Annotated in this window: 23 protein-coding genes; 14 read left to right on the plus strand and 9 right to left on the minus strand. The window is 68.9% G+C overall.

The window, feature by feature from the left end:
• The first annotated feature begins 22 nt into the window (after positions 1–22).
• On the plus strand, positions 23–247 hold the full coding sequence (locus ABD206_RS12745) for a three-helix bundle dimerization domain-containing protein (RefSeq protein ID WP_344073170.1): 225 nt from the start codon (positions 23–25) through the stop codon (positions 245–247).
• 99 nt (positions 248–346) lie between these two features.
• Here the strand turns inward: ABD206_RS12745 and ABD206_RS12750 are convergent, their stop codons facing one another.
• Positions 347–1144, minus strand: a complete 798-nt coding sequence (locus tag ABD206_RS12750) for an SDR family NAD(P)-dependent oxidoreductase (RefSeq protein ID WP_344073172.1) — start codon at positions 1142–1144, stop codon at positions 347–349.
• 41 nt (positions 1145–1185) lie between these two features.
• Positions 1186–1815, minus strand: coding sequence for a TetR/AcrR family transcriptional regulator (locus tag ABD206_RS12755; protein ID WP_344073174.1), 630 nt, complete (start codon positions 1813–1815; stop codon positions 1186–1188).
• A 48-nt stretch (positions 1816–1863) separates the two neighbouring features.
• On the opposite strand from ABD206_RS12755, the gene ABD206_RS12760 reads away from it, so the two are divergent.
• The 5 genes from ABD206_RS12760 (at position 1864) to ABD206_RS12780 (ending at position 7027) form a co-directional block, all read left to right on the plus strand.
• Positions 1864–2538 (plus strand): class II aldolase/adducin family protein, encoded by a 675-nt coding sequence (locus tag ABD206_RS12760; protein WP_344073176.1) that lies wholly within the window; start codon positions 1864–1866, stop codon positions 2536–2538.
• Positions 2535–3368, plus strand: a complete 834-nt coding sequence (locus ABD206_RS12765) for an aminoglycoside phosphotransferase family protein (protein WP_344073178.1) — start codon at positions 2535–2537, stop codon at positions 3366–3368. Before ABD206_RS12760 ends, ABD206_RS12765 begins: the two co-directional genes overlap by 4 nt.
• The gene (locus ABD206_RS12770; RefSeq protein WP_344073180.1) at positions 3365–4960 is read left to right on the plus strand and encodes a glycerol-3-phosphate dehydrogenase/oxidase; all 1596 of its coding nucleotides are present in this window, start codon (positions 3365–3367) and stop codon (positions 4958–4960) included. The genes ABD206_RS12765 and ABD206_RS12770 overlap by 4 nt, the downstream gene beginning before the upstream one ends.
• Positions 4961–5180: 220 nt before the next feature.
• Positions 5181–5903: a response regulator transcription factor gene (locus tag ABD206_RS12775; RefSeq protein WP_344073182.1), complete on the plus strand. Its 723-nt coding sequence runs from the start codon at positions 5181–5183 to the stop codon at positions 5901–5903.
• The gene (locus ABD206_RS12780; RefSeq protein WP_344073184.1) at positions 5900–7027 is read left to right on the plus strand and encodes a sensor histidine kinase; all 1128 of its coding nucleotides are present in this window, start codon (positions 5900–5902) and stop codon (positions 7025–7027) included. The genes ABD206_RS12775 and ABD206_RS12780 overlap by 4 nt, the downstream gene beginning before the upstream one ends.
• A 23-nt stretch (positions 7028–7050) precedes the next feature.
• Here the strand turns inward: ABD206_RS12780 and ABD206_RS12785 are convergent, their stop codons facing one another.
• The gene (locus tag ABD206_RS12785) at positions 7051–7752 is read right to left on the minus strand and encodes a DUF2202 domain-containing protein (protein WP_344073186.1); all 702 of its coding nucleotides are present in this window, start codon (positions 7750–7752) and stop codon (positions 7051–7053) included.
• 140 nt (positions 7753–7892) lie between these two features.
• Here ABD206_RS12785 and ABD206_RS12790 point away from each other — a divergent pair, with 140 nt between their 5' ends.
• Together ABD206_RS12790 and ABD206_RS12795 are read left to right on the plus strand one after the other, a co-directional pair.
• On the plus strand, positions 7893–8252 hold the full coding sequence (locus tag ABD206_RS12790) for a TA system antitoxin ParD family protein (protein WP_344073188.1): 360 nt from the start codon (positions 7893–7895) through the stop codon (positions 8250–8252).
• Positions 8253–8255: 3 nt separating this feature from the next.
• Positions 8256–8822: an ATPase gene (locus ABD206_RS12795; RefSeq protein ID WP_344073190.1), complete on the plus strand. Its 567-nt coding sequence runs from the start codon at positions 8256–8258 to the stop codon at positions 8820–8822.
• A gap of 22 nt (positions 8823–8844) precedes the next feature.
• On the opposite strand, the gene ABD206_RS12800 is transcribed toward ABD206_RS12795, so the two are convergent.
• The gene (locus ABD206_RS12800; protein ID WP_344073192.1) at positions 8845–9492 is read right to left on the minus strand and encodes an IMPACT family protein; all 648 of its coding nucleotides are present in this window, start codon (positions 9490–9492) and stop codon (positions 8845–8847) included.
• Positions 9493–9544: 52 nt separating this feature from the next.
• Here ABD206_RS12800 and ABD206_RS12805 point away from each other — a divergent pair, with 52 nt between their 5' ends.
• Together ABD206_RS12805 and ABD206_RS12810 are read left to right on the plus strand one after the other, a co-directional pair.
• Positions 9545–10201, plus strand: coding sequence for a DUF2461 domain-containing protein (locus tag ABD206_RS12805; RefSeq protein WP_344073194.1), 657 nt, complete (start codon positions 9545–9547; stop codon positions 10199–10201).
• Between the two features lie 28 nt (positions 10202–10229).
• Positions 10230–11105: a GTP-binding protein LepA gene (locus ABD206_RS12810; RefSeq protein WP_344073197.1), complete on the plus strand. Its 876-nt coding sequence runs from the start codon at positions 10230–10232 to the stop codon at positions 11103–11105.
• Positions 11106–11140: 35 nt separating this feature from the next.
• Here ABD206_RS12810 and ABD206_RS12815 read toward each other — a convergent pair whose 3' ends face one another.
• Positions 11141–12805, minus strand: a complete 1665-nt coding sequence (locus tag ABD206_RS12815; RefSeq protein ID WP_344073199.1) for a DUF389 domain-containing protein — start codon at positions 12803–12805, stop codon at positions 11141–11143.
• A 113-nt stretch (positions 12806–12918) separates the two neighbouring features.
• Between ABD206_RS12815 and ABD206_RS12820 the strand changes: the two genes are divergently transcribed.
• The gene (locus ABD206_RS12820) at positions 12919–14265 is read left to right on the plus strand and encodes an MFS transporter (RefSeq protein WP_344073201.1); all 1347 of its coding nucleotides are present in this window, start codon (positions 12919–12921) and stop codon (positions 14263–14265) included.
• A gap of 12 nt (positions 14266–14277) precedes the next feature.
• Here the strand turns inward: ABD206_RS12820 and ABD206_RS12825 are convergent, their stop codons facing one another.
• Both ABD206_RS12825 and ABD206_RS12830 read right to left on the minus strand, forming a co-directional pair.
• Positions 14278–15810 (minus strand): molybdopterin-dependent oxidoreductase, encoded by a 1533-nt coding sequence (locus tag ABD206_RS12825; protein ID WP_344073203.1) that lies wholly within the window; start codon positions 15808–15810, stop codon positions 14278–14280.
• A gap of 4 nt (positions 15811–15814) precedes the next feature.
• The gene (locus tag ABD206_RS12830) at positions 15815–16483 is read right to left on the minus strand and encodes a fasciclin domain-containing protein (protein WP_344073205.1); all 669 of its coding nucleotides are present in this window, start codon (positions 16481–16483) and stop codon (positions 15815–15817) included.
• A gap of 188 nt (positions 16484–16671) precedes the next feature.
• Between ABD206_RS12830 and sigK the strand changes: the two genes are divergently transcribed.
• The 3 genes from sigK (at position 16672) to ABD206_RS12845 (ending at position 18487) form a co-directional block, all read left to right on the plus strand.
• On the plus strand, positions 16672–17262 hold the full coding sequence (gene sigK, locus ABD206_RS12835; protein WP_344073207.1) for an ECF RNA polymerase sigma factor SigK: 591 nt from the start codon (positions 16672–16674) through the stop codon (positions 17260–17262).
• A complete protein-coding gene (locus tag ABD206_RS12840) occupies positions 17259–17987 on the plus strand; it encodes an anti-sigma factor (protein ID WP_344073209.1) in 729 nt (242 codons plus the stop codon). Before sigK ends, ABD206_RS12840 begins: the two co-directional genes overlap by 4 nt.
• An 89-nt stretch (positions 17988–18076) precedes the next feature.
• Positions 18077–18487, plus strand: a complete 411-nt coding sequence (locus ABD206_RS12845; RefSeq protein WP_344073211.1) for a DUF4383 domain-containing protein — start codon at positions 18077–18079, stop codon at positions 18485–18487.
• 4 nt (positions 18488–18491) lie between these two features.
• On the opposite strand, the gene ABD206_RS12850 is transcribed toward ABD206_RS12845, so the two are convergent.
• On the minus strand, positions 18492–19118 hold the full coding sequence (locus ABD206_RS12850; protein WP_344073213.1) for a pyridoxamine 5'-phosphate oxidase family protein: 627 nt from the start codon (positions 19116–19118) through the stop codon (positions 18492–18494).
• Entirely contained in the window at positions 19118–20443 is a 1326-nt protein-coding gene (locus ABD206_RS12855; RefSeq protein WP_344073216.1) for an FAD-binding oxidoreductase, read from the minus strand. The genes ABD206_RS12850 and ABD206_RS12855 overlap by 1 nt, the downstream gene beginning before the upstream one ends.
• Between the last annotated feature and the right edge of the window lie 57 nt (positions 20444–20500).

A 20500-nucleotide genomic window follows, 5' to 3' on the forward strand; every position in this document is an offset into this window, starting at 1 on the left:
CGCGTGGGCGCATTCTGATGGGGTGAGTGCGACGAACCCGAGGGACGAGTACGAGGCGTTGGGCCACGCCGTTGACCGGCTCGTCCGTCGCATCCCCTGGGCGGACGAGGATGAGGTTCGATCGATGATCGCGGAAGAAGTGGCGGCACTCACCGGCGCGCGCCTGCGTCACTTCATCCCGGCCATGGTCGAGGCGCGGGTGCTGCGACGGCTTCGCGCTCCCGGTCCGCTCACGGTGCCGGCATGATCTCTTGCGCACTCATCGCGAGAGGTCGCAATCTGTCGTCGCTCATGCGTCACAGACGGCGTGTTGTGACCGTTCGCGTGAGAGGTGAGGCTCTGGCTGCTACTTCTTGCCCGAAGTTGCTTTGTCGCCGACCATCAGCGTGAGGCGGCGCGGGGCGAACTTCGCGCCGACCGAGCGCGCGATGTTGCCGAACCCGATCGTGCGGACCGGCCCTGAGTGTCGATCGAGCGCGGTGAAGCTCGCCGAGACCACCTCGGCGATCGTGCCGATGCGGCCCACGACGAACTGCCGCGAATCCGCCGCCTCGAAGAACTCGGTCGCGGTGGGACCGGGGCACACGGCCAGCACACGCAAGCGGCTGCCGCGGTTCTCGCGCCAGATCGCGGCGGTGAGCGAGGTGACAAAGGCCTTCGACGCGCCGTAGACCGCGAGGTTCGGGGTCGGCTGATGTCCGGCCGTGCTCGAGACCATGAGCAGAATGCCGCGCTCGGCCGCCAGCAGATCGGGCATGAGCAGCCGCGCGAGCAGCGTGGGCGCGGTGACATCCACCGCGATCTCCTGGGCGATGCGCGCCGGGTCCTCGTTCTCGAAAAGGCCCGCCGTGCCGAAACCGGCGCAGTTCACCAACGCCGTCGCTCGGACGCCGAGTTCGCCCAGGCGATCGGCGATGACCTGTGGTGCAGCGGGATCGGCGAGATCGGCGGGGAGGACATCCACCGCGACGCCATGGAGTGAGCGGAGGGTCGCAGCGAGCTCTTCCAGGCGCTCGGCGCGGCGGGCGATGAGGACGACGTCCGCGCCCCGCGCCGCGAACTCCGTGGCGTATCCGCGCCCGAGGCCTGAACTCGCGCCGGTGATGACGGCGACTGGTCGGCGGGTGGGATCTGACTGGGTCACGGTGACTCCCTTGTGGGTGGCTGGGGCAGAGGGGCTCTGGGTCAGGGTCGAAGGTAGCGGTGCAACAGATCGCGCAGCTCGCCCAGCAGCCGCTCACGGACCTCAGGCGGTGCGGCGAAGGCGTCGTGCAGCACGGCGTCGGCGGTGAGAAAGGCGATGCGCGCACGGGCCTGCGCGTCTGCGCCGTCGGCTGCCAGCCCGCTCGCGCTCAGCAGCTCGGCGGTCGCGGCGGCCATCCGAGTCTTGTGGTCGCGGCGATCCGCATCGATCTCCGGACCCGAGGCGGTGGCAAGGCCGCGCGCAGCGCCGCGGTCCCGATAGATCTCGATGACAGCGCCGATCACGTGTGCGATCGGGTCAGCGGGTGGGGTGCTGGCTCGCGTCAGCGCAACCGTCTCGGCCATCAGCGTCTCCAAGCGCGCGTGGTACTCGTCCACCAGTGCACGCACGATCGCCTCCCGGTCGGGGAGGTATTGGTAGAGCGCGCCCACGCTCACGCCGGCGTCGTCGGCCACGCGAGGGAGGGTCAGGGCATCGACGCCCTCGTCACTCGCAATGCGGGATGCCGCGGCCAGAGCCCGCGCGACCTTGTCGCGCGATCGCTGCTGGCGTGGCTGACGCTGGAGCGGGATGCGGCTCCAGTCGGGCTCAACGCTGAGATCGAGGGTCATAAGAAATCAAACTTGACTTTGGTTCTGCGATGTCGCAATGCTAGCGCCATGACAACGTCGTCACCATACGAATCCGCGCGCGCCGCGGTCGTCCAGGCATCCCGAACCCTGGCAGCGGCCGGGCTCGTCGTCGGCACAGCGGGCAACGTCAGCACCCGCGTCGGCGACCACGTCGCGATCAGCGCGACCGGGGCCGTGCTCGCGGAGCTCACTCCCGAACAGGTCACGATCGTCTCGATGGACGGCGAGATCATCGATGGCCAACTCGCACCGACATCCGAGACGGGGCTGCACCTCGGCATCCTGCGCGCCGCACCTGCCGAAGCGGTCGGCGCAGTCGTCCACACCCACTCGCCGCTGGCGACGAGTCTCTCGCTCGTCCTCGACGAGGTCCCCGTGGTCCACTATCAGCAGCTGCTGCTCGGCGGATCAGTGCGGGTCGCGGGCTTCCACCCGTTCGGCAGCCCCGAACTCGCCCAGGCGGTGGGCGGCGCCCTCGATGGACGGCTCGCGGCCCTCATGGCCAATCACGGGGCCGTCGCCCTCGGCGCCGACCTCGCGCAGGCGGTGTCGAACGCGCTGCTGACCGAGTGGATCTGCGAGCTGTACTGGCGGGCTCGGTCGATCGGCGAGCCGCGCGTGCTGGATGCCGCGCAGCAGCGCAGCGTGATCGAGGCCGCGACCCGCATCGACTACGGCCGCACCAAGCGGGTCGACGCATGAACGCCATCGCCGAGCAGCCGCTCGCCCACGGGCGCTCTGCCGAGGTGTTCGCCCTCGGTCCGAACCGCGTCGTCAAGCTCGCCTTCGAGGGCATCGACGCAGAGTCGGTCGCTCAGGAGGCAGCCGCCTCTGAGGTCGCGTTCGAGCTCGGACTCACCCCCGTGCGCTGCTACGGCCTGACCGAGGAGGACGGCCGCCACGGCATCGTGCTGGATCGGATCACCGGGGTGCCGCTGACGACCCTCGCCGAGCGCAACATCCTGCGTCTGCCCGAGGTCGGGCGGACGCTTGCGACCGAGCACCTGCGGGTGCACAGCGCCCACACCGACCGCCTCCCCGATGTGCGCGACTTCGCCGTCGAGCTGCTGGAGACTCCGCCGCTTTCCGCGCTGACGCCACAGGAGCGGGCCGAGGTGGCGCGCCGCATCCGGGCGCTTCCCGACGGCGACACGGTGGTGCACCTCGACTTCCATCCGCAGAACGTCTTCGTCCTCGAGGACGCACCGACAGGACAAGGCCCGGTCGTCATCGACTGGCAGACCGCGGTGCGCGGGCAGGCCGCGTCGGATGTCGCCCTGACTCGTCTGCTGTTCCGCGAGGCGGAGCTCTTTCCTGGCACCTCGCTGCCCATGCAGGTCGTCTATTCGGCCGTTCGTCGGGTGCTGCTGAAGTACTACCTCGGCGAATACCTGAAGGCCGGCACCGTCACCGTGACCGAGCTCGACCGATGGGAGATCGCCGCTCGCGTGCTGCGCCTGGGCATGCTCGACATCCCGTCGGAGCGGGAGCGCATGCTCGCGGGAATCCGCAAGGACCTGGCGGCTTCGTGAGTCTGCGGCGTTCCCTCCCTGACGGCACCGTCGATGTCCTCATCGTCGGGGGCGGCATCACCGGCGTCGCGATCGCCTACGAAGCGGCCAGCCGTGGGCTGAGTGTCGCGCTCGTCGAAGCCTCCGACATCGGGGGAGCGACCAGCGCCGCCACGGGCAAGCTCATCCACGGCGGGCTCCGCTACCTGAAGAACCTTGAGATCCGGCTCGTGCGCGAGTCCCTCGCCGAGCGGCGCACCCTCATGCGCGTCGCCCCGCACCTCGTCCGCCCGATCGGCATGGTCCTCCCCGAGCCTGGGATCGTCGAGCACCTCGGGCTCACCGCCTACGACGCGCTCTCGGCCGATCGCAATCGCATCCCCGATCCGGCTTCGCACATTCCGGCGCACCGATCGCTGTCGAGGTCAGAGCTCGACGAGCGCGGGCTGGAGTGGACGCGGCGAGGCATCCTCTACTACGACGCGATGATGCTCTCGCCCGAGCGGCTGACGCTCGCCTTCGCCGAGGCGGCAGCGGCACAGGGTGCCACGATCGCGACGTACACCCGGGCAGACGCGCTCCTTGTTCGCGCCGGGCGGGTGGTTGGAGCGCGCGTGGTGCAGGAAGACGGCACAGGCGGGGAGATCAGCGCTGCTGTCACGATCGACGCGACCGGATCGTTCTCGCATGACTTCCTCGCCTCGACACCGGAGCTGCGCGGCGTCGTTCCGCCCGCCCCCGAGGTGCGCTCGGAAGGCATCTACCTCGTGACCAGGCGCCTCGGCGAGACGATGGTGCTCACCGTCTCATCCGGCGGCCACTTCAGCGTCGCGCCGTGGCGAGATCGCAGCCTCATCGGCCCCACCGAGACCCCGTACACGGGCGCCGTCGCCGACTGGCGACTGTCCCTGCGGTCGATCGAGACCTTCATCGACCAGATCAACAGCGGGGCGCGTCTCCCCGAGCCCATCGGCATCGAGGATGTCACCGCCGCGTACGGGGGTCTGCGACCCCTCGCCGAGTCGACCGGTGCTGACACCTATCGCGCCTCGCGCGCCTCCGATCTGGTCGACCACGGTGTGCCGGGCCTGTTCTCGGCGATCGGCGGCAAGTACACGACATCGCGGCAGTTCGCCGAGCGGGTGGTCGACCGGATCGGGCGGACCGGTATGACCGTCGCGCCCAGCAGCTCCGCCCGCCTTCCGCTGCCGGGCGGGGATATCGCGGACCGGGGTGTCGAGCAGTCGCTGATCCGCCGCGAGGCTGCCGCCGTGGGCCTTGCCCAGGATGCCGCCGACCTGCTGATGGCCCACTACGGCACCCGTGCGCGCGACATCCTGACCCTCATCGAGAGCGATCCGAGCCTGGCCGAGCGAGTGACCTCCGACGGCGAGCCGCTGGCGACGGTCGCCTACGCCGTGGCGCACGAGGCTCCCCAGCACCTCACCGACGTGCTGCTGCGGCGCACTGGCATCGGGTGCGTCGGAGACCCCGGAGATGCCGTGCTCCAGCGCGCTGCCGACATCATGGCCGCCGCGCACGGGTGGGATGCGACGCGCACCGGCCAGGAGATCAGCGCCGCGCGTGCCGTGGTCCGACTGCCGGTCGACTGACCCGCGCGGTCTCGCCGGCCTGCGCCCCGGCGCCCCGCTGTCGCTAACTCCTCACATTCGGCGTTCGTAGGCCCGGATGAGCCGCTGGGGCGGCCGAACAGCCCAGATCTGAGGAGTTGGCTGCAGGTGATCGCGCCCGATGGCGGCGGTGACCTTCGTCCGTCGCAACCTGCCGCCCCGCGAGTAGCGTGGACAGCACCCGCCGGCGAGGAGGTCGAGGATGGCGCGTCGCGTGCTCGTCGTCGATGACGAGAAGGAGATCCGCATCGTCCTGCGCGGCTACCTCGAAGCCGACGGCAACCTCGTCACCGAGGCCTCGACGGGTGCGGATGCGCTCGACCGGGTTCTCGCGACCGACGGCACAGCGCCCGACCTCGTCCTCCTCGACATCCAGTTGCCCGACATCGACGGGCTCGAGGTGCTGCGCACCCTCCGACGAACCTCCGATGTGTACGTCATCCTGGTCACCGCCCGCGCGGAGGAGGCGGATGCCCTCATCGGGCTCTCGACCGGCGCGGACGACTACATCCGCAAGCCGTTCAGCCCGCGGGAGGTCGCGGCCCGGGTGCGGACGGTGCTGCGGCGGATGCGCGATGAGCCCGGTGCCCCCGCTCTGGCGGATGGCCCGGTGCTGCGCTTCGTCGGGCTCACAATCGACCCCGAGCGCCACGAACTCACGGTGAATGGCGCCCCCACGGCGTTGTCGGCGCTCGAGTTCGACCTGCTGCGGGCGCTGGCATCCTCTCCCGGGCGGGTCTTCTCCCGGGCGCAGCTGCTCGAAGAGGTGTGGGGGTACGACTTCTACGGCGATGAGCGGGTGGTCGACGTGCACATCCGCAGCCTCCGTCGCGCGCTCGGCGACGACGCGACCAACCCCGGAGTGATCGGCACCGTGCGAGGTGTCGGCTACAAGTTCCTGCTCGAACCCGAGGATGCTCCATGACACGCCTTCGCACCCGCCTGGTGCTTTCGCACCTCATCGTGGCCCTCCTCGGCGGGGTTGCCACGTTTGTCGTCGTGCTGATCCTCGCGCCGCTGATCTTCGACCGGCAGATGGGGATGGGGACCGGCACCGGATCGATGGGCAACGGCAGCGGCTCGGGGACGCGCCAGCAGCTGCTGACCGATGTCACGATCGCGGTCAGCCAGGCCCTGCTGGTGGGACTGGTCGTCGGCGTGCTCGCCGCGACCGCGGCCGGGATCTTCTTGGCGACGCGGCTGTCGCGGCCGCTGCGCGAGATGTCTGAGGCGACGCAGCGCATCGCCGAGGGAGACTACGACGTTCGCGTCGTCGCGCCCCGCGAGCAGGAGCTCGCGGCGCTCGCCGACGATGTGAACACCCTGGGGCGGGCGCTCGCCGAGACCGAGAAGCGTCGCACCCGCCTGCTGGGGGAGGTTGCGCACGAGATGCGCACGCCCCTCACGGTGATCGACGGGTACGTCGAGGGCATGATCGACGGCATCCTGCCGACCGAGTCCGAGCAGCTCGCGAAGGTGAGCGACGAGGTGCGGCGACTGCGCCGCCTGTCGGACGACCTCTCGGCGCTCTCGCGCACCGAAGAGGGGCGGCTGGGCCTGGCGGAGGTCCCGATTGAGCTGGGGATGCTCGTGACCGCGGTCGCGGAGCGCCTGCGTCCACAGGCGGAGGATGCCGACATCCACCTCACGGTCACAGTGGCGGACGACCCCGTTCCGGTGCTGGTCGACCCCGACCGGATCGGGCAGGTCATCACCAACCTCATCGGCAACGCAGTGCGCGCCACGGGGGAGGGCGGGAGCATCTCGGTGGATGTCGCGACGCGCGGCGCCAGGGCCGAGATCACCGTCGCCGACACCGGCGAAGGCCTCGCGGAGGCCGACCTCGATCGCATCTTCGAGCGCTTCTACCGCGTCCCGGGCCGGCGCGGCGGGGCGTCGGGTTCAGGTGTGGGGCTCACGATCGCCCGTGGCATCGTCCGTGCGCACGGAGGGGAGCTGATGGCGGAGTCGGATGGGCCGGGTCGGGGTGCCGCGTTCGTCATCGGACTCCCGCTGCACGACGGAGCCGGCCAGGACCGAGGGTCCTGACCGGCTCCGTCGATCGGTGAGAGTCAGCTGGCGTCGGCCATGCAGTCATCGTCACCGTCGCGATGCTGGGCGTTCGCAGTGTTCTGCGTGCTGCGACCTGCCATCGATCCCTGGCCGCGCTTGGACGCGGTGCCCGAGCGCATCGACCCGCTGCCGCTGACGGTGGTGCCGTCGGCTGCCGCTGTGTAAGCGGCGAGGTGGTTCTCGGAGCCGTTCAGCAGGTTCTGGAGAACCGCGTCGACGTCGCTCGGGTAGTCGAAGGCGAGTGCGGCCTGCAGGTCGACGATGTCGGTCTCCTCGATGGTGATGCCCACCTCGTAGGCGGCCTCGATCGAGGTCTGCGACTTGGCGAGCAGCTCGTCGTAGAGAGCCTGCAGCTCGTCATCGGCGTAGACGCCGGCGGCAAGACCCGCGGACGGGTCGTCGATGTCGTAGGTCTCCAGCAGCGTGCCGACCGCGTCGAAGTGGTGGTCTTCGCTGTTGGTGATCATGCTGAACGGGCGCGCGCCGTCGTAGTACTCGGCGATGGCCGCGTACAGGTCACGGGCCAGGCGCTCCTCTTCGCGCATGTACGCGAGGGTCATGTCCATGTCCTCGGACACGGATGCCGCGGCCGCCGTGTCGGCGACGGTGGCGGAGGCGGCGAGCGCGCCGCCGGTGGTCAGCCCCAACGCGACGAGGGCACTCAGGCTCACGGCGGTGGCGGTACGGGTTGTCTTGTTCATGTCTCTCACCTCAAGGGGTCGGTGTCTGTCGAGATACAGACAACTCGACCGCCGTGAAGCCAGAACCGCGGGGACGGTGAAGCTTCCGTGAAGGTGGACCAGTCCGCGACAACCACGTAGCAGATTGCTACAATTGGCCCATGGCTGGGACGATGCCCACGCGAGTGGATGGCGAATTGTTCGAGGCTGCGCGAGCAGCGGGTGCAACAGCGAGCCGGAGTGCGGCCCAGCAGCTCGCACACTGGGCGCGTCTCGGGAGAGAGCTTGAAGCCTCGCCCACGGCGAGTCTTGTCGACATCCGCCGTGTTCTGGAGGGGCGCGGGTCATACGACGACCTCGGTGAACATGAGCAGGCCGTGGTGCGCAACACCTGGGACGAGGAGATCCAGAAGCGCCGCGCTGCGCTGAACCTCGCTCGACGCTTCCAAGAACAGGGGCGCACCTGGTCGGAGGTCGACGACGACGGCCAGGTTGTCACTCGCGGCGAGAACACGCACTGATCAGTGCCGGTCCTTCACCTTCTCGCCGGGCCCAACGGCTCTGGCAAGTCGACGTACGTCGCTGAGGTGCTGCAGCCGATCACGCATCTGCCCTTCATCAACGCGGATGTCATCGCCGCCGAGCGCTGGCCCGGTGCGCAGCTGACCCACGCGCGGGAGGCATCGGACGCTGCGGCGGTCATGCGTGAGGAGCTCCTCGCCCGCAGAGAGTCCTTCATCACCGAGACGGTGTTCAGCCACCCCAGCAAGAACGCGCTCGTCGAAGCCGCGAGTGCACGGGGCTACCTCGTTCATCTGCACGTGATGATGGTGCCGGTCGAGCTGAGCGTGCGACGGGTCGCGGAGCGAGTGCGGGATGGCGGCCACGACGTGCCTGAGCACAAGATCCGTGAGCGCCATGCGAGGCTCTGGGCTCTGATCGCCCGGGCGCGAGAGATCGCGGATCGCACCGAGATCTTCGACAACAGCCGGGCGTCCACGCCCTTCCGGCCGGTGGCGTCCTACCGAGGCGGGAGTCTCGACGGGCGAGCGACATGGCCTGCGTGGGCGCCGACCGAATTGATCGACTGAGCCGACCGCGAAGCGCGCGGGCTCAGTCCGCGACATCCACGATGCGCTCGCCGCCCACCACGGCTGCGATGCTGCCTGCGGAGGCCGCCGCGATCTCATCGCGCAGAGCGTTGAGGGCAGCGGCGGGCGCCCAGAGTTCAAGGGTGGCGTGCGCCGTATACGTCGTCTCACCGAGCGTCGCGCCTGAGCGCTGCGCCCAGTCCCGCAGCAGGTTGTCGAAGCGTCCCGCCTCCGCGTGGGACACATCGATTCGCACCTGTGTGAGTGCGAGCCTTCGAACCAGCCGCGCCTCGTCGAGGGCATCCGAGACCGCTGTTGAGTATGCGCGGACGAGACCACCCGTGCCGAGCTTGATCCCGCCGAAGTAGCGCGTCACCACGGCCACGACATCCGTGAGCTCCCGGCGCCGCAGCACCTCGAGCATCGGGATCCCCGCCGTCCCCGAGGGCTCGCCATCATCCGATGATCGAGCCTGGTCGCCCCAGAGACCAGTGACCATCGCCGTGCAGTTGTGTCGGGCATCCCAATACTGCTTCCGGACCGCCGCGATGACGGAATCCGCCTCATCGACCGAACCCACCGGCTCGACCCGCGCGATGAAGCGCGACTTGCGGATCACGAGCTCACGGTCGACACCGGCCGCGATCGTGGCGGGGTAGGGGCGGCTCATCCCTTCGACGATAGTCCGGCGGGATGTCGCGCCGGCGGTCTACGATCGCCGCATGAGCTTCGACGGGCTGAACCCGGACGCGGTGGCGTTCTACGCTGAACTGCGCGACAACAACACGAAGAAGTGGTGGGCGGCGAACAAAGCGCGCTACGACGAGCACGTGCGCGCGCCGTTCGAGGCGATCGGCGAAGAACTTGCCGGCGAGTTCGGTCCCGTGAAGATCTTCCGCCCCTACCGTGACGTGCGCTTCAGCGCCGACAAGTCGCCGTACAAGCTGCACATCGGACTGGTCTCGCGCACCCCCATCGCCCACTACATGCAGCTCAGCGACGACGGGCTCCTCGTGGGCGGAGGCTCTTACGCCGTGCCGACGCCCGCGATCAAGCGCTTTCGCGAGATCGTCGATGATGTCCGCCTGTTCGGTGACCTCGAGGCAACCCTCGAGGAGGTCGGCGAGGCGGGTTTCACACTGATGACCGACGGTGCGCTGCGGACCGCGCCGCGCGGCTTCACCGCCGATCACCCCCGTATCCACCTGCTCAGGCTCACACGCCTCGCGATCGGTCGTAGCGAGGCGCCGGCGGACTGGATGTGGACGCCGGACGCCCTCGATGCCATCCGCACCCGGTGGCGGACGGTGCAGATCTGGTGTGACTGGATGCGCGAGAACCTCGGGGAACTGATCGCCGACGCACCTCACGCCCGATGAACGCCGCGGCGGAGGTTCTGGGGCGGACATGACGCATCCGAGCAGCGATCAGCGCATTCGCGAGCATGTCCAGCGGTTGGGAGAAGAGCACCCGCCGATAGAGCTGGACTCGGTCGACCGGTTCATCCGCGACCCGCAGACTGTCGCTGATCGGTACGGGCACGTCATCGACTACCTGGCGCGCGTCGAGCTGGAGGTGGACCGCAACGTCCTCGAGCTGTTGGTCCTCCTGCCCGATGTGAGTGAGGTCGATCGGATGTTCTACGCGGACGTCTGGCAGCCACAGGAGATCCAGCACGGGCTGATCCTCGATCGTCTGCAGCAGGATCTCGGTCGCCCGGCGGCCGAGCCGCAGCTCGAGGTCTCGTACAAGATGAAGATCATGGGTGCGCTCGCCCATTTCTCCTCCATCCAGGATGTCGCCCGGCTGCTCTACTACCTCACGGGAGCCAGCACGGAACGTCAGGCGGTGCTGGCCTACAACGTCATCCACGCCGGGATGGAAGAGATGGCCGAGCCCGCCATCGCCGACACGATCATCGCGCCGATCCGACGCCAGGAGCCGGGACACTTCGCGTTCTATCGGATGAGCGCGACCGAGCTCATCCGCAGCGGGGCGTTGCGCCCGTGGCAGCTCTATCTCGCCCGCGTGCTGCGGCAGAAGACGTACAACCTCGTCGGGACCAACGGGCAAGACAGGTACCGCGCGCAGATGGGCGGCGTCGTGTCGGCGTTGGGCTTCGACGCCGACCTCGCCAAGTACGCACGCGAAGTGGGGCGCATCGAAGCGCAGCTACTGTGGGCGAACGAACAGGGAATGGAGTTTCCTCCCTACGTGCTCGCGGCGCTGCGAGAAAGCATCGAGCTGTACCGTGAGCGAGGCTTCGGCGACATCGCGGCGTGATGTCGGGTGCCGGCGTTCCCGGATCCTCGCCGTTCCTATCCGGTCGGGGCGGGAACGACCGTCACATCGATCGGCACGACGGTCAGTGTCAGCGCGACCGGTTCGAAGAAGTCGTCCTGCAACGCGGCCGCAAGCTCTTCCGCCGCCGGGGGAGTTCCGGGTCCCGTGATCGTCACTTCGATCTCGGACGATGACACGGTCACGGAGGACACGACGAAAGAGCTGTCCTCGCCCAGCCACTCCTCGACGGTGTTCTGCGCGGCGCGCACGCTCGTCGCGTTCTGCAGGAGGCCCTCGGAGGTCAGCATGAGCGGCAGCAGCACGATCCCTGCCAGGGCCACGAACGGCGCGACGGTCTGCAGGATCTGCCGCGGGCGGTTGCGCAGCGCGTAGGGTCGTGCGAACCCGGTGATGACGAAGACACCCGCGGCGGCCAGCACGATCGCCACGAAGTTCGTGAGGAAGAGCAGCGCTGCACCGCCGGCCTCGTCGAACCGTCCGCCATTGAGGCAGATGCCGACCACGGCGAGTGGGGGGACCAGTGCCACCGCGATCGCGACCCCCGCGATTCCGCTGGCGACACGGGAGTTGACGGTGGCGAATGCGCCGGCGGCGCCGGCTGCCAGCGCGATCAGCATGTCCACGGTGTTGGGCGAGACCCGCGACACGATCTGCGAGTTCGTCGAGAACGCGATCGCCACCGGCGACCAGGCGGCGATCCCGTACGCGAGGATCACCGCCACGAGCGCCCCCGCTGCGACGAGGATGCCCGACTCGACCGCGCGCCGACCCCACCCGTTCACAAGGGCGCCTGCAAGTCCGAGGATCGGCGTCATGAGGGGTGCCACGAGCATGGCGCCGATGACCACGGCGGTGGAGTCGGCCAGAACGGCGAAGGAGGCGATCGCGACGGAGAGGGCGAGCATCACCCACCAGGTGCCGAGCTTCGTCAGCTGCTGCGGCTGCTCGAAGTACAGCCCGCGGGCCTGCTCGGCCCGTTCCTTGCGCCCGATGTCTGACCCCTCGATCCAATCCCACAGCAGATCGGGGATCGACGCCGTGGCCGGGTCGAGGCTCGTCCCCCGCGAGGCGCGGCGAAGGCTCCATGAGATCAGCAGCAGCCCGACGATGAGGGACGCGACGGCGGCGGAGATGATGACCGTCGTCGTGATCGAATCCGGCACGAGATAGGCAAGCGCGCCGGCGATGACCGCGAGCGCGCCGCCGGCGATCCCCGGGAGCGGGTCGCGGGTCTTCCGCCGCCCCAGGGCGCCGATGATGGCGACCAGGCCCCGCAGCCCGACATAGATCCCCAGGACGCCGACCGTCAGGGCGAGCGTGGCATCGCCGGCACCGGCCCAGACGAGGAAGCCCAGAATGACGGCGAACAGAAGGGAGGCGAGCCCCCGAGGGGCGGTGAGCCATCGGTTCGCTCGATGGCCGAACCAGCGGATACCGGTGAGTGAGTACAAGATGTCGGCCAGCCCGGCGAGTGCGAGCAGGATGATGACGATGCCGCTGACGACCGTGGTCGTGGCATCCGGAAGCAGGAGGACGACCAGACCGACGGCGACACAGACCAGGCCGCGCAACGCGACGGTGTTCGAGAGCGCGGCGAGGAGATCGTGCAGCTGGTCGCGCAGGCGGTCGTTGCCGGCCGGTGCAACCGCCGCGGCGCTGTCCTCGTTGTCCACTGCCATCCCCTCTCCGGGCTCAGCATAGGTGCGATGGCAGGGCCTCTGTGAGAGCGCTGACCTCGGCGTCGCGCTCGGGAATCGGCGCCGAGTGCTCTGGGCCGCAGTAGCGTTGTCCTGTGACATCCGTCGCTCGCCCCGCGTCGCTGGGCCCGCGGTGGCAGGCATGGCTGATCTGGTCGGTCGCGGTCGCCGGCTACGTCCTGGCGGTGATGAACCGCACGTCGCTGAGCGCTGTCGGGGTGGATGCCGCAGACCGGTTCGGGGTGGATGCCTCGACGCTGTCCCTGTTCGCGGTCGTCCAGCTGGGCGTCTACGGCGGCATGCAGATTCCGATCGGCGTGCTGCTGGACCGCTTCGGATCGCGCCCCATCATGGTCATCGGCATGGTCCTGATGGCGATCGGCCAGCTTCTCATCGCGGTCTCCCCCAACGTCGCCGTGGCCCTCCTCGCCCGCGTGCTGCTGGGCGCGGGAGATGCCGCGATCTTCCCCGGGCTCGTGCGTCTGATCGCGACCTGGTTCCCCGCGCAGCGTGCCCCTGTGATGACCCAGCTGACGGGGATCATCGGCCTGTCCGGGCAGCTCGTGGCTGTCATTCCGCTGGCGGCGCTCCTGCACGCCACCACGTGGTCGATCACGTTCGGCAGCATCGCCGGGCTGTGCATCCTCTTCGCCGTCCTGATGCTCCTCGTCCTGCGGAACCATCCGCCGGCGTTGACCGAGGACGTCTCGATCAACACCGACACGGGGGCGATCAAGGTCGTCACCTCCACCGTCGACACCGGCGTCGGCATCCGGGCCGCCTGGGGGCACCCCGGCACACGACTCGCATTCTGGTCGCACTTCACAAGTCCTTTCGCTGGGACCGTCTTCGTCATCCTGTGGGGTATGCCCTTCCTCACCGCGGGAGAGGGTCGAACCGTGGCAGAAGCCTCGCTGGTGCTCTCGACATATGTCGTTGTGGGAATGGCGCTCGGGCCGGTGATGGGTGCGGTCTCCCAGCGAGTGCCGCATCTGCGGTCGCGCGCGCTTGTCCTGCCGTCCGTGATCGCCCAGGCGGTCGCGTGGGTCGCGGTCATCGCGTACCCCGGCCCGGCGCCGCTGTGGCTGCTATTCGCCCTTGCGATCGCGCTCGGCATGGGCGGACCGGCGTCGATGATCGGCTTCGATCACGCACGAACCCACAACCCGGCCCACCGCCTCAGCACGGCGACCGGGATCACGAACGTCGGTGGGTTCCTGGCGGCCCTCATCGCCGTCTACCTGATCGGTCTCGCCCTCGATCTTCAGGGCGCGGGCACCCCGGCCACCTACACGCTGGAGGCTTTCCGCGTCGCCTTCCTGACGCAGCTCCCGCTGTGGCTGGTGGGTGCGATCTTCATCGTGCGGGAGCGGCGTCTGACCCGGATCCGCGTCGGATTGGATGTCCCGCGAGAGCGGAGCGCCAGGAACCCGCGACGGTGAGACGTCGCACCGCTACCGGACCGTGACCAGCGTCCGCTGCCAGCCGCTCGAACCGTTCGGCGCGATCGGTGCAGGTTCTTCGATCTGCATCTCACCATCGCGGTTCACCGCTCTCACGGTGAGGTAGTGGGTGCCGGGCGTCGCCTCCCAGGGAAGCATCCACTGCACCCAGGTGTCGTTGTTGACGGCCTGCGACAGCCGCGCGTGCTGCCACGGACCGTCATCGATCTGCACCTCGACGCGCTCGATACCTACGGTCTGCGCCCAGGCGACGCCCGCGATGGGGACGGTGCCCGCCGGCACGGGGCTTCCGATCTTGGGGGTGTCCACCCGAGACGAGAACTTCATCGGGGCTCGCGCGCTGTATCCGCGCGGCGTCCAATACGCCTCGTCGTCGGCGAATGTCGTCACGGTGAGGCCCGTGAGCCACTTGGTCGCAGAGACGTAGCCGTAGAGGCCGGGCACCACCATCCGCACCGGGAAGCCGTGCTCCAGCGGCAACGGTTCGCCGTTCATCGCCACGGCGAGGATCGCGTCGATGCCGTCGTCGGTGACGGCGCTGAGCGGCGTGCTGGCGGTGTAGCCGTCGACGCTGCGCGACAGCAGCATGTCGGCGCCGGACTGCGGGCCCGCCATCCGCAGGACGTCTCTCACCGGCACACCGAGCCAGGTGGCGTTTCCGACCAGGTTTCCTCCCACCTCGTTGGAGACGCAGGTGAGGGTGATCGCGTATTCGTCCAGCCCCATGCTGAAGAGGTCGTCCAGGTCGAGTTCGATCGTGCGGTCGACGAGGCCGTCGATGCGCAGACGCCACGTGCCCGGGTCGATTTCGGGCACGCTCAATGCCGTGTCGACGCGGTAGAAGTCGGCGTTCGACGTGAACAAGGGGGTGAGCCCTGGAATATCGAATTCCGCCCCGGCGGGCACGGTGACGGTGGTGCGCGGGGAGGGGATGCGGAGGGCTTCGCGCGCCGCCCGCACGGATGTCAGCACCGAGGACAACGCCCGCGCGCCGACACCGACGATCACTGCACCCGCCGCGGCGGCCCCCGCGATGAGGAAGAACCCGCGCCGGTCCACGCCCTGCTCGGTGGTGGACCCCTCGCGGGGACGCAGGCGTCGGATCAGCACGGCCAGCACGATGGCGGCGGCGATCGTGCCGAGAGCGGTGGGGATGGCATCCAGTGGCCCGGCTCCTGCCCTCGTGACCACGAGGACGGTGACGACAAGACCCACCGCGCCCAGAAGCACCAGCGCCCAGCGCAGTGTGTGACGCGCGAGGATGCCGATGAGGGCGGCGGCGACTCCCGCGGCGACTCCGAGCGATGCCAGAAGGACCGGCTTGTCGGCGGTGCCGAAGGTCGTGATCGCGAACTCTTTGAGCGGTCGTGGCACGATGTCCACCACGAAGGAGCCCGCGGCCAACAGCGGACTCGCCGCGCCTGCCAGGGGCAGGGCGGCGAGCTCGCTGACAGCCAGCAGTGTTCCCGCGGCGATCAGTCCCGCGACCGCGGCCAGGGCCGGGGCCAGGATGCGTGATCTCACGAGATCACATCGGGGGGAGAAGAACGGTGTCGATGAGGTACACCGTGGCGTTGGCGGTCTGGACGCCGCCGCAGATGACGGCAGCCTCGCCGTTGACCATGATCTCGTCGCCCATGCCGGTCACCTCGACATCCGACCCCTGCAGCGTGGTGTGGGTGCCGTCGATGTCATCGGGCAGGATCTGACCCGAGATCACGTGATAGGTGAGGATCGAGGTCAGCAGATCGCTGTCGGTGGCCAGCGTGTCGATCGTGGCCTGGTCGATCTTCGCGAACGCATCGTCGACCGGTGCGAACACGGTGTACTCGCCGCTGTTGAGGGTGTCGACGAGGTCGACGTCGGGGTTGACGCCTCCGCTGACGGCCGCGACAAGAGTGGTGAGCAGCGGGTTGTTGGACGCCGCTGTCGCGACCGGGTCCAGGGACATGCCTTCGACCGAGCCCGCGCCGTCGGGGACGGCGGCGGCATAGTCGGCGCAGCCGGCACCGACCAGGTAGGCGGCGGGATCCATCGTGTCCATCTCCTCGGTCTCCATCGGAGTGGACATGTCGTCACTGGACATGTCATCGGTCGTCATCGATCCGGAGCCGCTCGAACAAGCGGCGAGGGTGAAAGCCGATGCGAGGGCGATGGCCGTTGCTCCGACCTTGAACGTGCGCGTCGTGGTGAACATCTCTTCTTGCCTCCGTTGTCATGAACCGTCAGGTTCTGCAGGTCCGACCCCGGTGCCGGGTTCGGTGCGCCGTGGAGGTGGCGCATACCGGGGGTTCGACGCCGTCTACAGATCGGATTGGAGATTTTCCGAGATTCTCGAGGAGGGACGATCCGATGAGTCCGCGTCGGATGCGGCATGCTGGGGCAATGGTCATCGACGGGTGGGACGTTCCCGAGGACGGCGAGTCGTCGACCGACCACGTCGGACAGCTGCTGGGAGCGATCGCGTCGGGCGATCGCGCGGCCTTCGCCACGCTCTACGACTCGCTCGCGTCACGCATGTTCGGCCTCATCCTCCGGGTGCTCGTCGACAGGGCGCAGAGCGAGGAGGTGCTGCAAGAGGTGTTTCTCGAGATCTGGCAATCCGCCTCCCGTTTCGCTCCGAACAAGGGGCAAGGAAGATCATGGGTTCTCACGATTGCCCACCGCAGGGCTGTCGATCGGGTCCGCTCGTCCCAGACGGCGACTGATCGCGATGTGCGCGTGGGCATGCGGGACCGCGACGTCGCTCATGACGGGGTCGCCGAAGAAGTGGAGTTGAAGATCGAGGGCCAGCGCGTGGCGGATGCTCTACAGGCGCTGCCGGATGCGCAGCGTGAAGCGATCACGCTCGCCTACTGGGGCGGCTACAGCCAGAGTGAGATCGCCGCGATGGTCGGAGCTCCGCTCGGAACCGTGAAGACGAGAATGCGAGACGGGATATCGCGCTTGAGGAGCGCACTGGGGGTGACGTCATGACAGAGCAGGAATTCGAAGAGCTCGCGGCCGGCTACGCGCTGAACGCGCTGTCGGATCATGACCGCGACGTCTTTGTGGAGGCTCAGGCGTCACACCCTGAGTGGGCACACCATGTCGCTGCCGCGGTGGACACCGCTGCGCTGTTGGCACACGCGACTCCCGACGTCGAGCCGCCCCCGTCCCTGCGTTCCGCCATTCTCGCGAGCCTGGAGGCTCCGTCGCCCGCCGGCGTGCCGGCATCCGACGCACCCGTGGGGTCGGCGTCGACGGGAAGCTGGCGGCGCGGATGGTTCGCGCTCGCGGCCTCGATCGCGCTGGTGGCGGTGGTCGGGCTCGGAACGCTCGTCGTCTCCTCGCTGACGGCGCCGCCGGCTGCCGTGGTCGCGCTCGAGAAGATCGAGGCCGCCGCGGATGCGCAGTCGGCGTCGGTGACGATGGACGACGGTTCGCAGGCCACGGCGTACTGGTCGGCCTCACTCGGCGAGGCGGTGCTGACCACGGACGGAATGCCCACGCTGGCCAGTGACCAGACGTACGAACTGTGGTTCGTTCGCGGCGACGAGGCAATCCCCGCGGGAACATTCGACACGACCGATGGATCCGTCGTGGCGGAACTGGCCGGCGGTTTCGTCTCGGGCGACGCCATTGCCGTGACGGTCGAAGCCGCCGGCGGTTCGCCCACCGGCTCACCCACGACGACGCCGCTTTTCGTCATCACGACCTGAGCCTCGGAAATCGTCTCCCATCCGATTCTGGGTACGCCCCGAACAACTCCCGGAGGCGGCAGATCGTCGCCTCCGTCCAGGAGGAAATCATGCGTACGTCATTGAACCGTTTGCTCGCGATCGTCTTCGGTGCGGTCTATCTGCTCGTTGGGGTGCTGGGCTTCGCCGTGACCGGAGGGGTCGCATTCCTCGCCAACGAGGGTGGCATGCTGCTGGGGATCTTCATGGTCAATCCGGCTCACAACATCGCCCACATCGCGATCGGGGCCGCACTCCTGGTGGCGGGGCTTGCGGGCGTTCGTGCTGCGAAGGCCGTGAACATCATCATCGGCGCGGCCTACCTGCTTCTCGGGGTGGCGGGGTTCTTCCTCGTGGCCTCGCCGGTCAACTTCCTCGCGCTCAACACTCCCGACCACTTCCTGCACCTCGCCAGCGCGGTGCTGCTGCTCGGCGTGGGCATCGGCGCGGACCGCGGCGCCCGCGTACCGCGCACGGCCTGAGGTCTCAGCCCGGAAGGTGGAGGATGACCCAGCCGGAGCCGGCGCGCTGATACACGGCGCGTCGGCTCGGCGCGTCGGACGTGCCTTCCCAGAAGATGATCTCGCTCGGGCGCAGCGCGTAGCCCGCCCAGGATTCCGGCGCCGTGAGAGTCCGATGCTGCGCATCGAAGTCGCCCCACAGCTGTTGCCGCATCTCTTCGGGCAGCTGGGCGGTCTCGACCGTGTTCTGCCAGGCGAGCACCTGCAGGTAGCGACTGCGGCGCTGGTAGGCGAGGGTCTCTTCCTCCGGCGTAGAGCGGGCAATCGCGCCGCGCAGCACGATCTGGCGGGAAACCTGCGGGAACGGGATGACGAGCGCCGCCTTCGGGTGGGCCGCGATCTCGGCCGCCTTGCGACTGTGGGCATCGGTGTGGATCGTGACGGCATCATCGAGCAGCGCAGACTGCAGCACGGTCCGCGCGTTCGGCAGGCCCTCGGCATCCACCGTCGCCAGTGTGGAGAGCGGGCGCACCGGGTCGTCGTTCGCGGGGAGCCAATCGCGGAGCAGCTCGAACGGATCGGCGGGCTCGGTGCCCAGGCGCACCGGGCCCGCGGGGGCGGCGGCCCCCGGCGTGTAATTCGGCGCACCCATCAGCGGATGGCTCCCTTGACCGGCCCCGTGTAGTCCGCGTTCAGCTTGCCGGGGTTGAGCAGTCCCTTGGGGTCTGTCGCCTGGGCGATCTCGATCGTGCGCTGCAACTCGAAGTCCACGTTCCACTGGTGGGGATTGTGCACGCCGACCCCCATGGCCTCCAGGCGAGCGATGGTCGCGTAGACCTCCTCCGGGCCGCGGTACTCGCCGGCGAGCATCCCGATGGGGACGGTGTTGCCCGCTTCGATGTGCAGGTACCCGCCGCCGGGCACCGCGGCGTGCACCTCGTCGATCGCCTCGACGAGCGTGTCGCCGCCGACCTCGACGTGGAAGTAGAAGCCCGGGCGGGTCTTCATGAGCCACTCGATCGGGTGGTTGTAGCTGATGGCGCTGAGTTTCGCGGCGACCTGCACGCCCTCGCGCACCTCTTCGATGCGCCCGCCCGCGCCTTCGGTCAGAGCGACGGCGGCGGGGATCGCCTCGGGGCGGATGATCGAGCGAAGGCTCGCCCGGCCGTGGATGATGCCGGGGTCGGCCGGCAGCGCGCGGCTGACCTCGACCGTGTCGGCGGAGACCAGGCGCGGCAGGGGCTCGAGGCGTCCGATCTCGCGGATCACACTGATCGCGGTGGCGAAGTCGTCGAACGAGGCGTAGAGGCCGCGCCAGTCGTGGAGTGGATCCAACCGCACGGTGGCGCGGACGATGAAGCCGGCCGTGCCGTAGTTGTGGACGTAGTGCTGGGCCTCATCGCCCTCGACGTGGTGCAGCGACGGGTCGCCATCGGCGCGGACGACATCCAGAGCCACGACGAACCCCATGTGGTTGGCACCGTGCTCGATCGTGCCGGTGCCGCCCGAACCTCCCGACAGGAACCCGCCGAGCGTGGAGTTCAGCGTGGAGGGATACATCCACAGCTCCTGGCCGGACTCGCGCACGGCCTGCTCCAGGGCGACGAAGGTGACGCCGGCCTCGGCCGTGACGACTCCGTCGCCCACCTCGACGATCGTGCGAAGGCGTGAGAAGTCGAGCACGAGGCCGCCGTGGCTGGGGATTCCCTGGCCGTAGTTGCCGGTGCCCTTGCCGCGCGGAGTGACGGGGATGTCGAGCTCCACCGCCGCAGCGACGACGTGACCCACCTGCTCGGCCTCGGTCGGGAAGGCGACCAGCTCTGCGTGGCCCAGGGGGAGAAGCTCGCTGATCACCGGAGACATGCGAGCGCCATCCACAGAGGCGCGCTCGAGCATGCGCTGTTCGCGCGACACGTTGCGGTCGCCGAGCAGTGCGCGCAGGCGTGTTTCCAGTTCGTCGATGTTCGGGGAAGTCATGAAGCCACTCTCGAGAATGTTGATGAGACCGACGGTAAGCATACGTCAGTCCTGATT

Origin of the sequence: Microbacterium sediminicola (assembly GCF_039531125.1) — a bacterium.
GTDB classification, from domain to species: Bacteria; Actinomycetota; Actinomycetes; order Actinomycetales; family Microbacteriaceae; genus Microbacterium; species Microbacterium sediminicola.

Bases quoted from the DNA above. Each gene is read 5' to 3' on its own strand.
- ABD206_RS12755 (WP_344073174.1), bottom strand. From the start codon at position 1,815: ATGACCCTCGATCTCAGCGTTGAGCCCGACTGGAGCCGCATCCCGCTC.
- ABD206_RS12760 (WP_344073176.1), top strand. From the start codon at position 1,864: ATGACAACGTCGTCACCATACGAATCCGCGCGCGCCGCGGTCGTCCAG.
- ABD206_RS12765 (WP_344073178.1), top strand. From the start codon at position 2,535: ATGAACGCCATCGCCGAGCAGCCGCTCGCCCACGGGCGCTCTGCCGAG.
- ABD206_RS12775 (WP_344073182.1), top strand. From the start codon at position 5,181: ATGGCGCGTCGCGTGCTCGTCGTCGATGACGAGAAGGAGATCCGCATC.
- ABD206_RS12780 (WP_344073184.1), top strand. From the start codon at position 5,900: ATGACACGCCTTCGCACCCGCCTGGTGCTTTCGCACCTCATCGTGGCC.
- ABD206_RS12785 (WP_344073186.1), bottom strand. From the start codon at position 7,752: ATGAACAAGACAACCCGTACCGCCACCGCCGTGAGCCTGAGTGCCCTC.
- ABD206_RS12790 (WP_344073188.1), top strand. From the start codon at position 7,893: ATGGCTGGGACGATGCCCACGCGAGTGGATGGCGAATTGTTCGAGGCT.
- ABD206_RS12800 (WP_344073192.1), bottom strand. From the start codon at position 9,492: ATGAGCCGCCCCTACCCCGCCACGATCGCGGCCGGTGTCGACCGTGAG.
- ABD206_RS12805 (WP_344073194.1), top strand. From the start codon at position 9,545: ATGAGCTTCGACGGGCTGAACCCGGACGCGGTGGCGTTCTACGCTGAA.
- ABD206_RS12810 (WP_344073197.1), top strand. From the start codon at position 10,230: ATGACGCATCCGAGCAGCGATCAGCGCATTCGCGAGCATGTCCAGCGG.
- ABD206_RS12815 (WP_344073199.1), bottom strand. From the start codon at position 12,805: ATGGCAGTGGACAACGAGGACAGCGCCGCGGCGGTTGCACCGGCCGGC.
- ABD206_RS12830 (WP_344073205.1), bottom strand. From the start codon at position 16,483: ATGTTCACCACGACGCGCACGTTCAAGGTCGGAGCAACGGCCATCGCC.
- sigK (WP_344073207.1), top strand. From the start codon at position 16,672: ATGGTCATCGACGGGTGGGACGTTCCCGAGGACGGCGAGTCGTCGACC.
- ABD206_RS12840 (WP_344073209.1), top strand. From the start codon at position 17,259: ATGACAGAGCAGGAATTCGAAGAGCTCGCGGCCGGCTACGCGCTGAAC.
- ABD206_RS12845 (WP_344073211.1), top strand. From the start codon at position 18,077: ATGCGTACGTCATTGAACCGTTTGCTCGCGATCGTCTTCGGTGCGGTC.
- ABD206_RS12850 (WP_344073213.1), bottom strand. From the start codon at position 19,118: ATGGGTGCGCCGAATTACACGCCGGGGGCCGCCGCCCCCGCGGGCCCG.
- ABD206_RS12855 (WP_344073216.1), bottom strand. From the start codon at position 20,443: ATGACTTCCCCGAACATCGACGAACTGGAAACACGCCTGCGCGCACTG.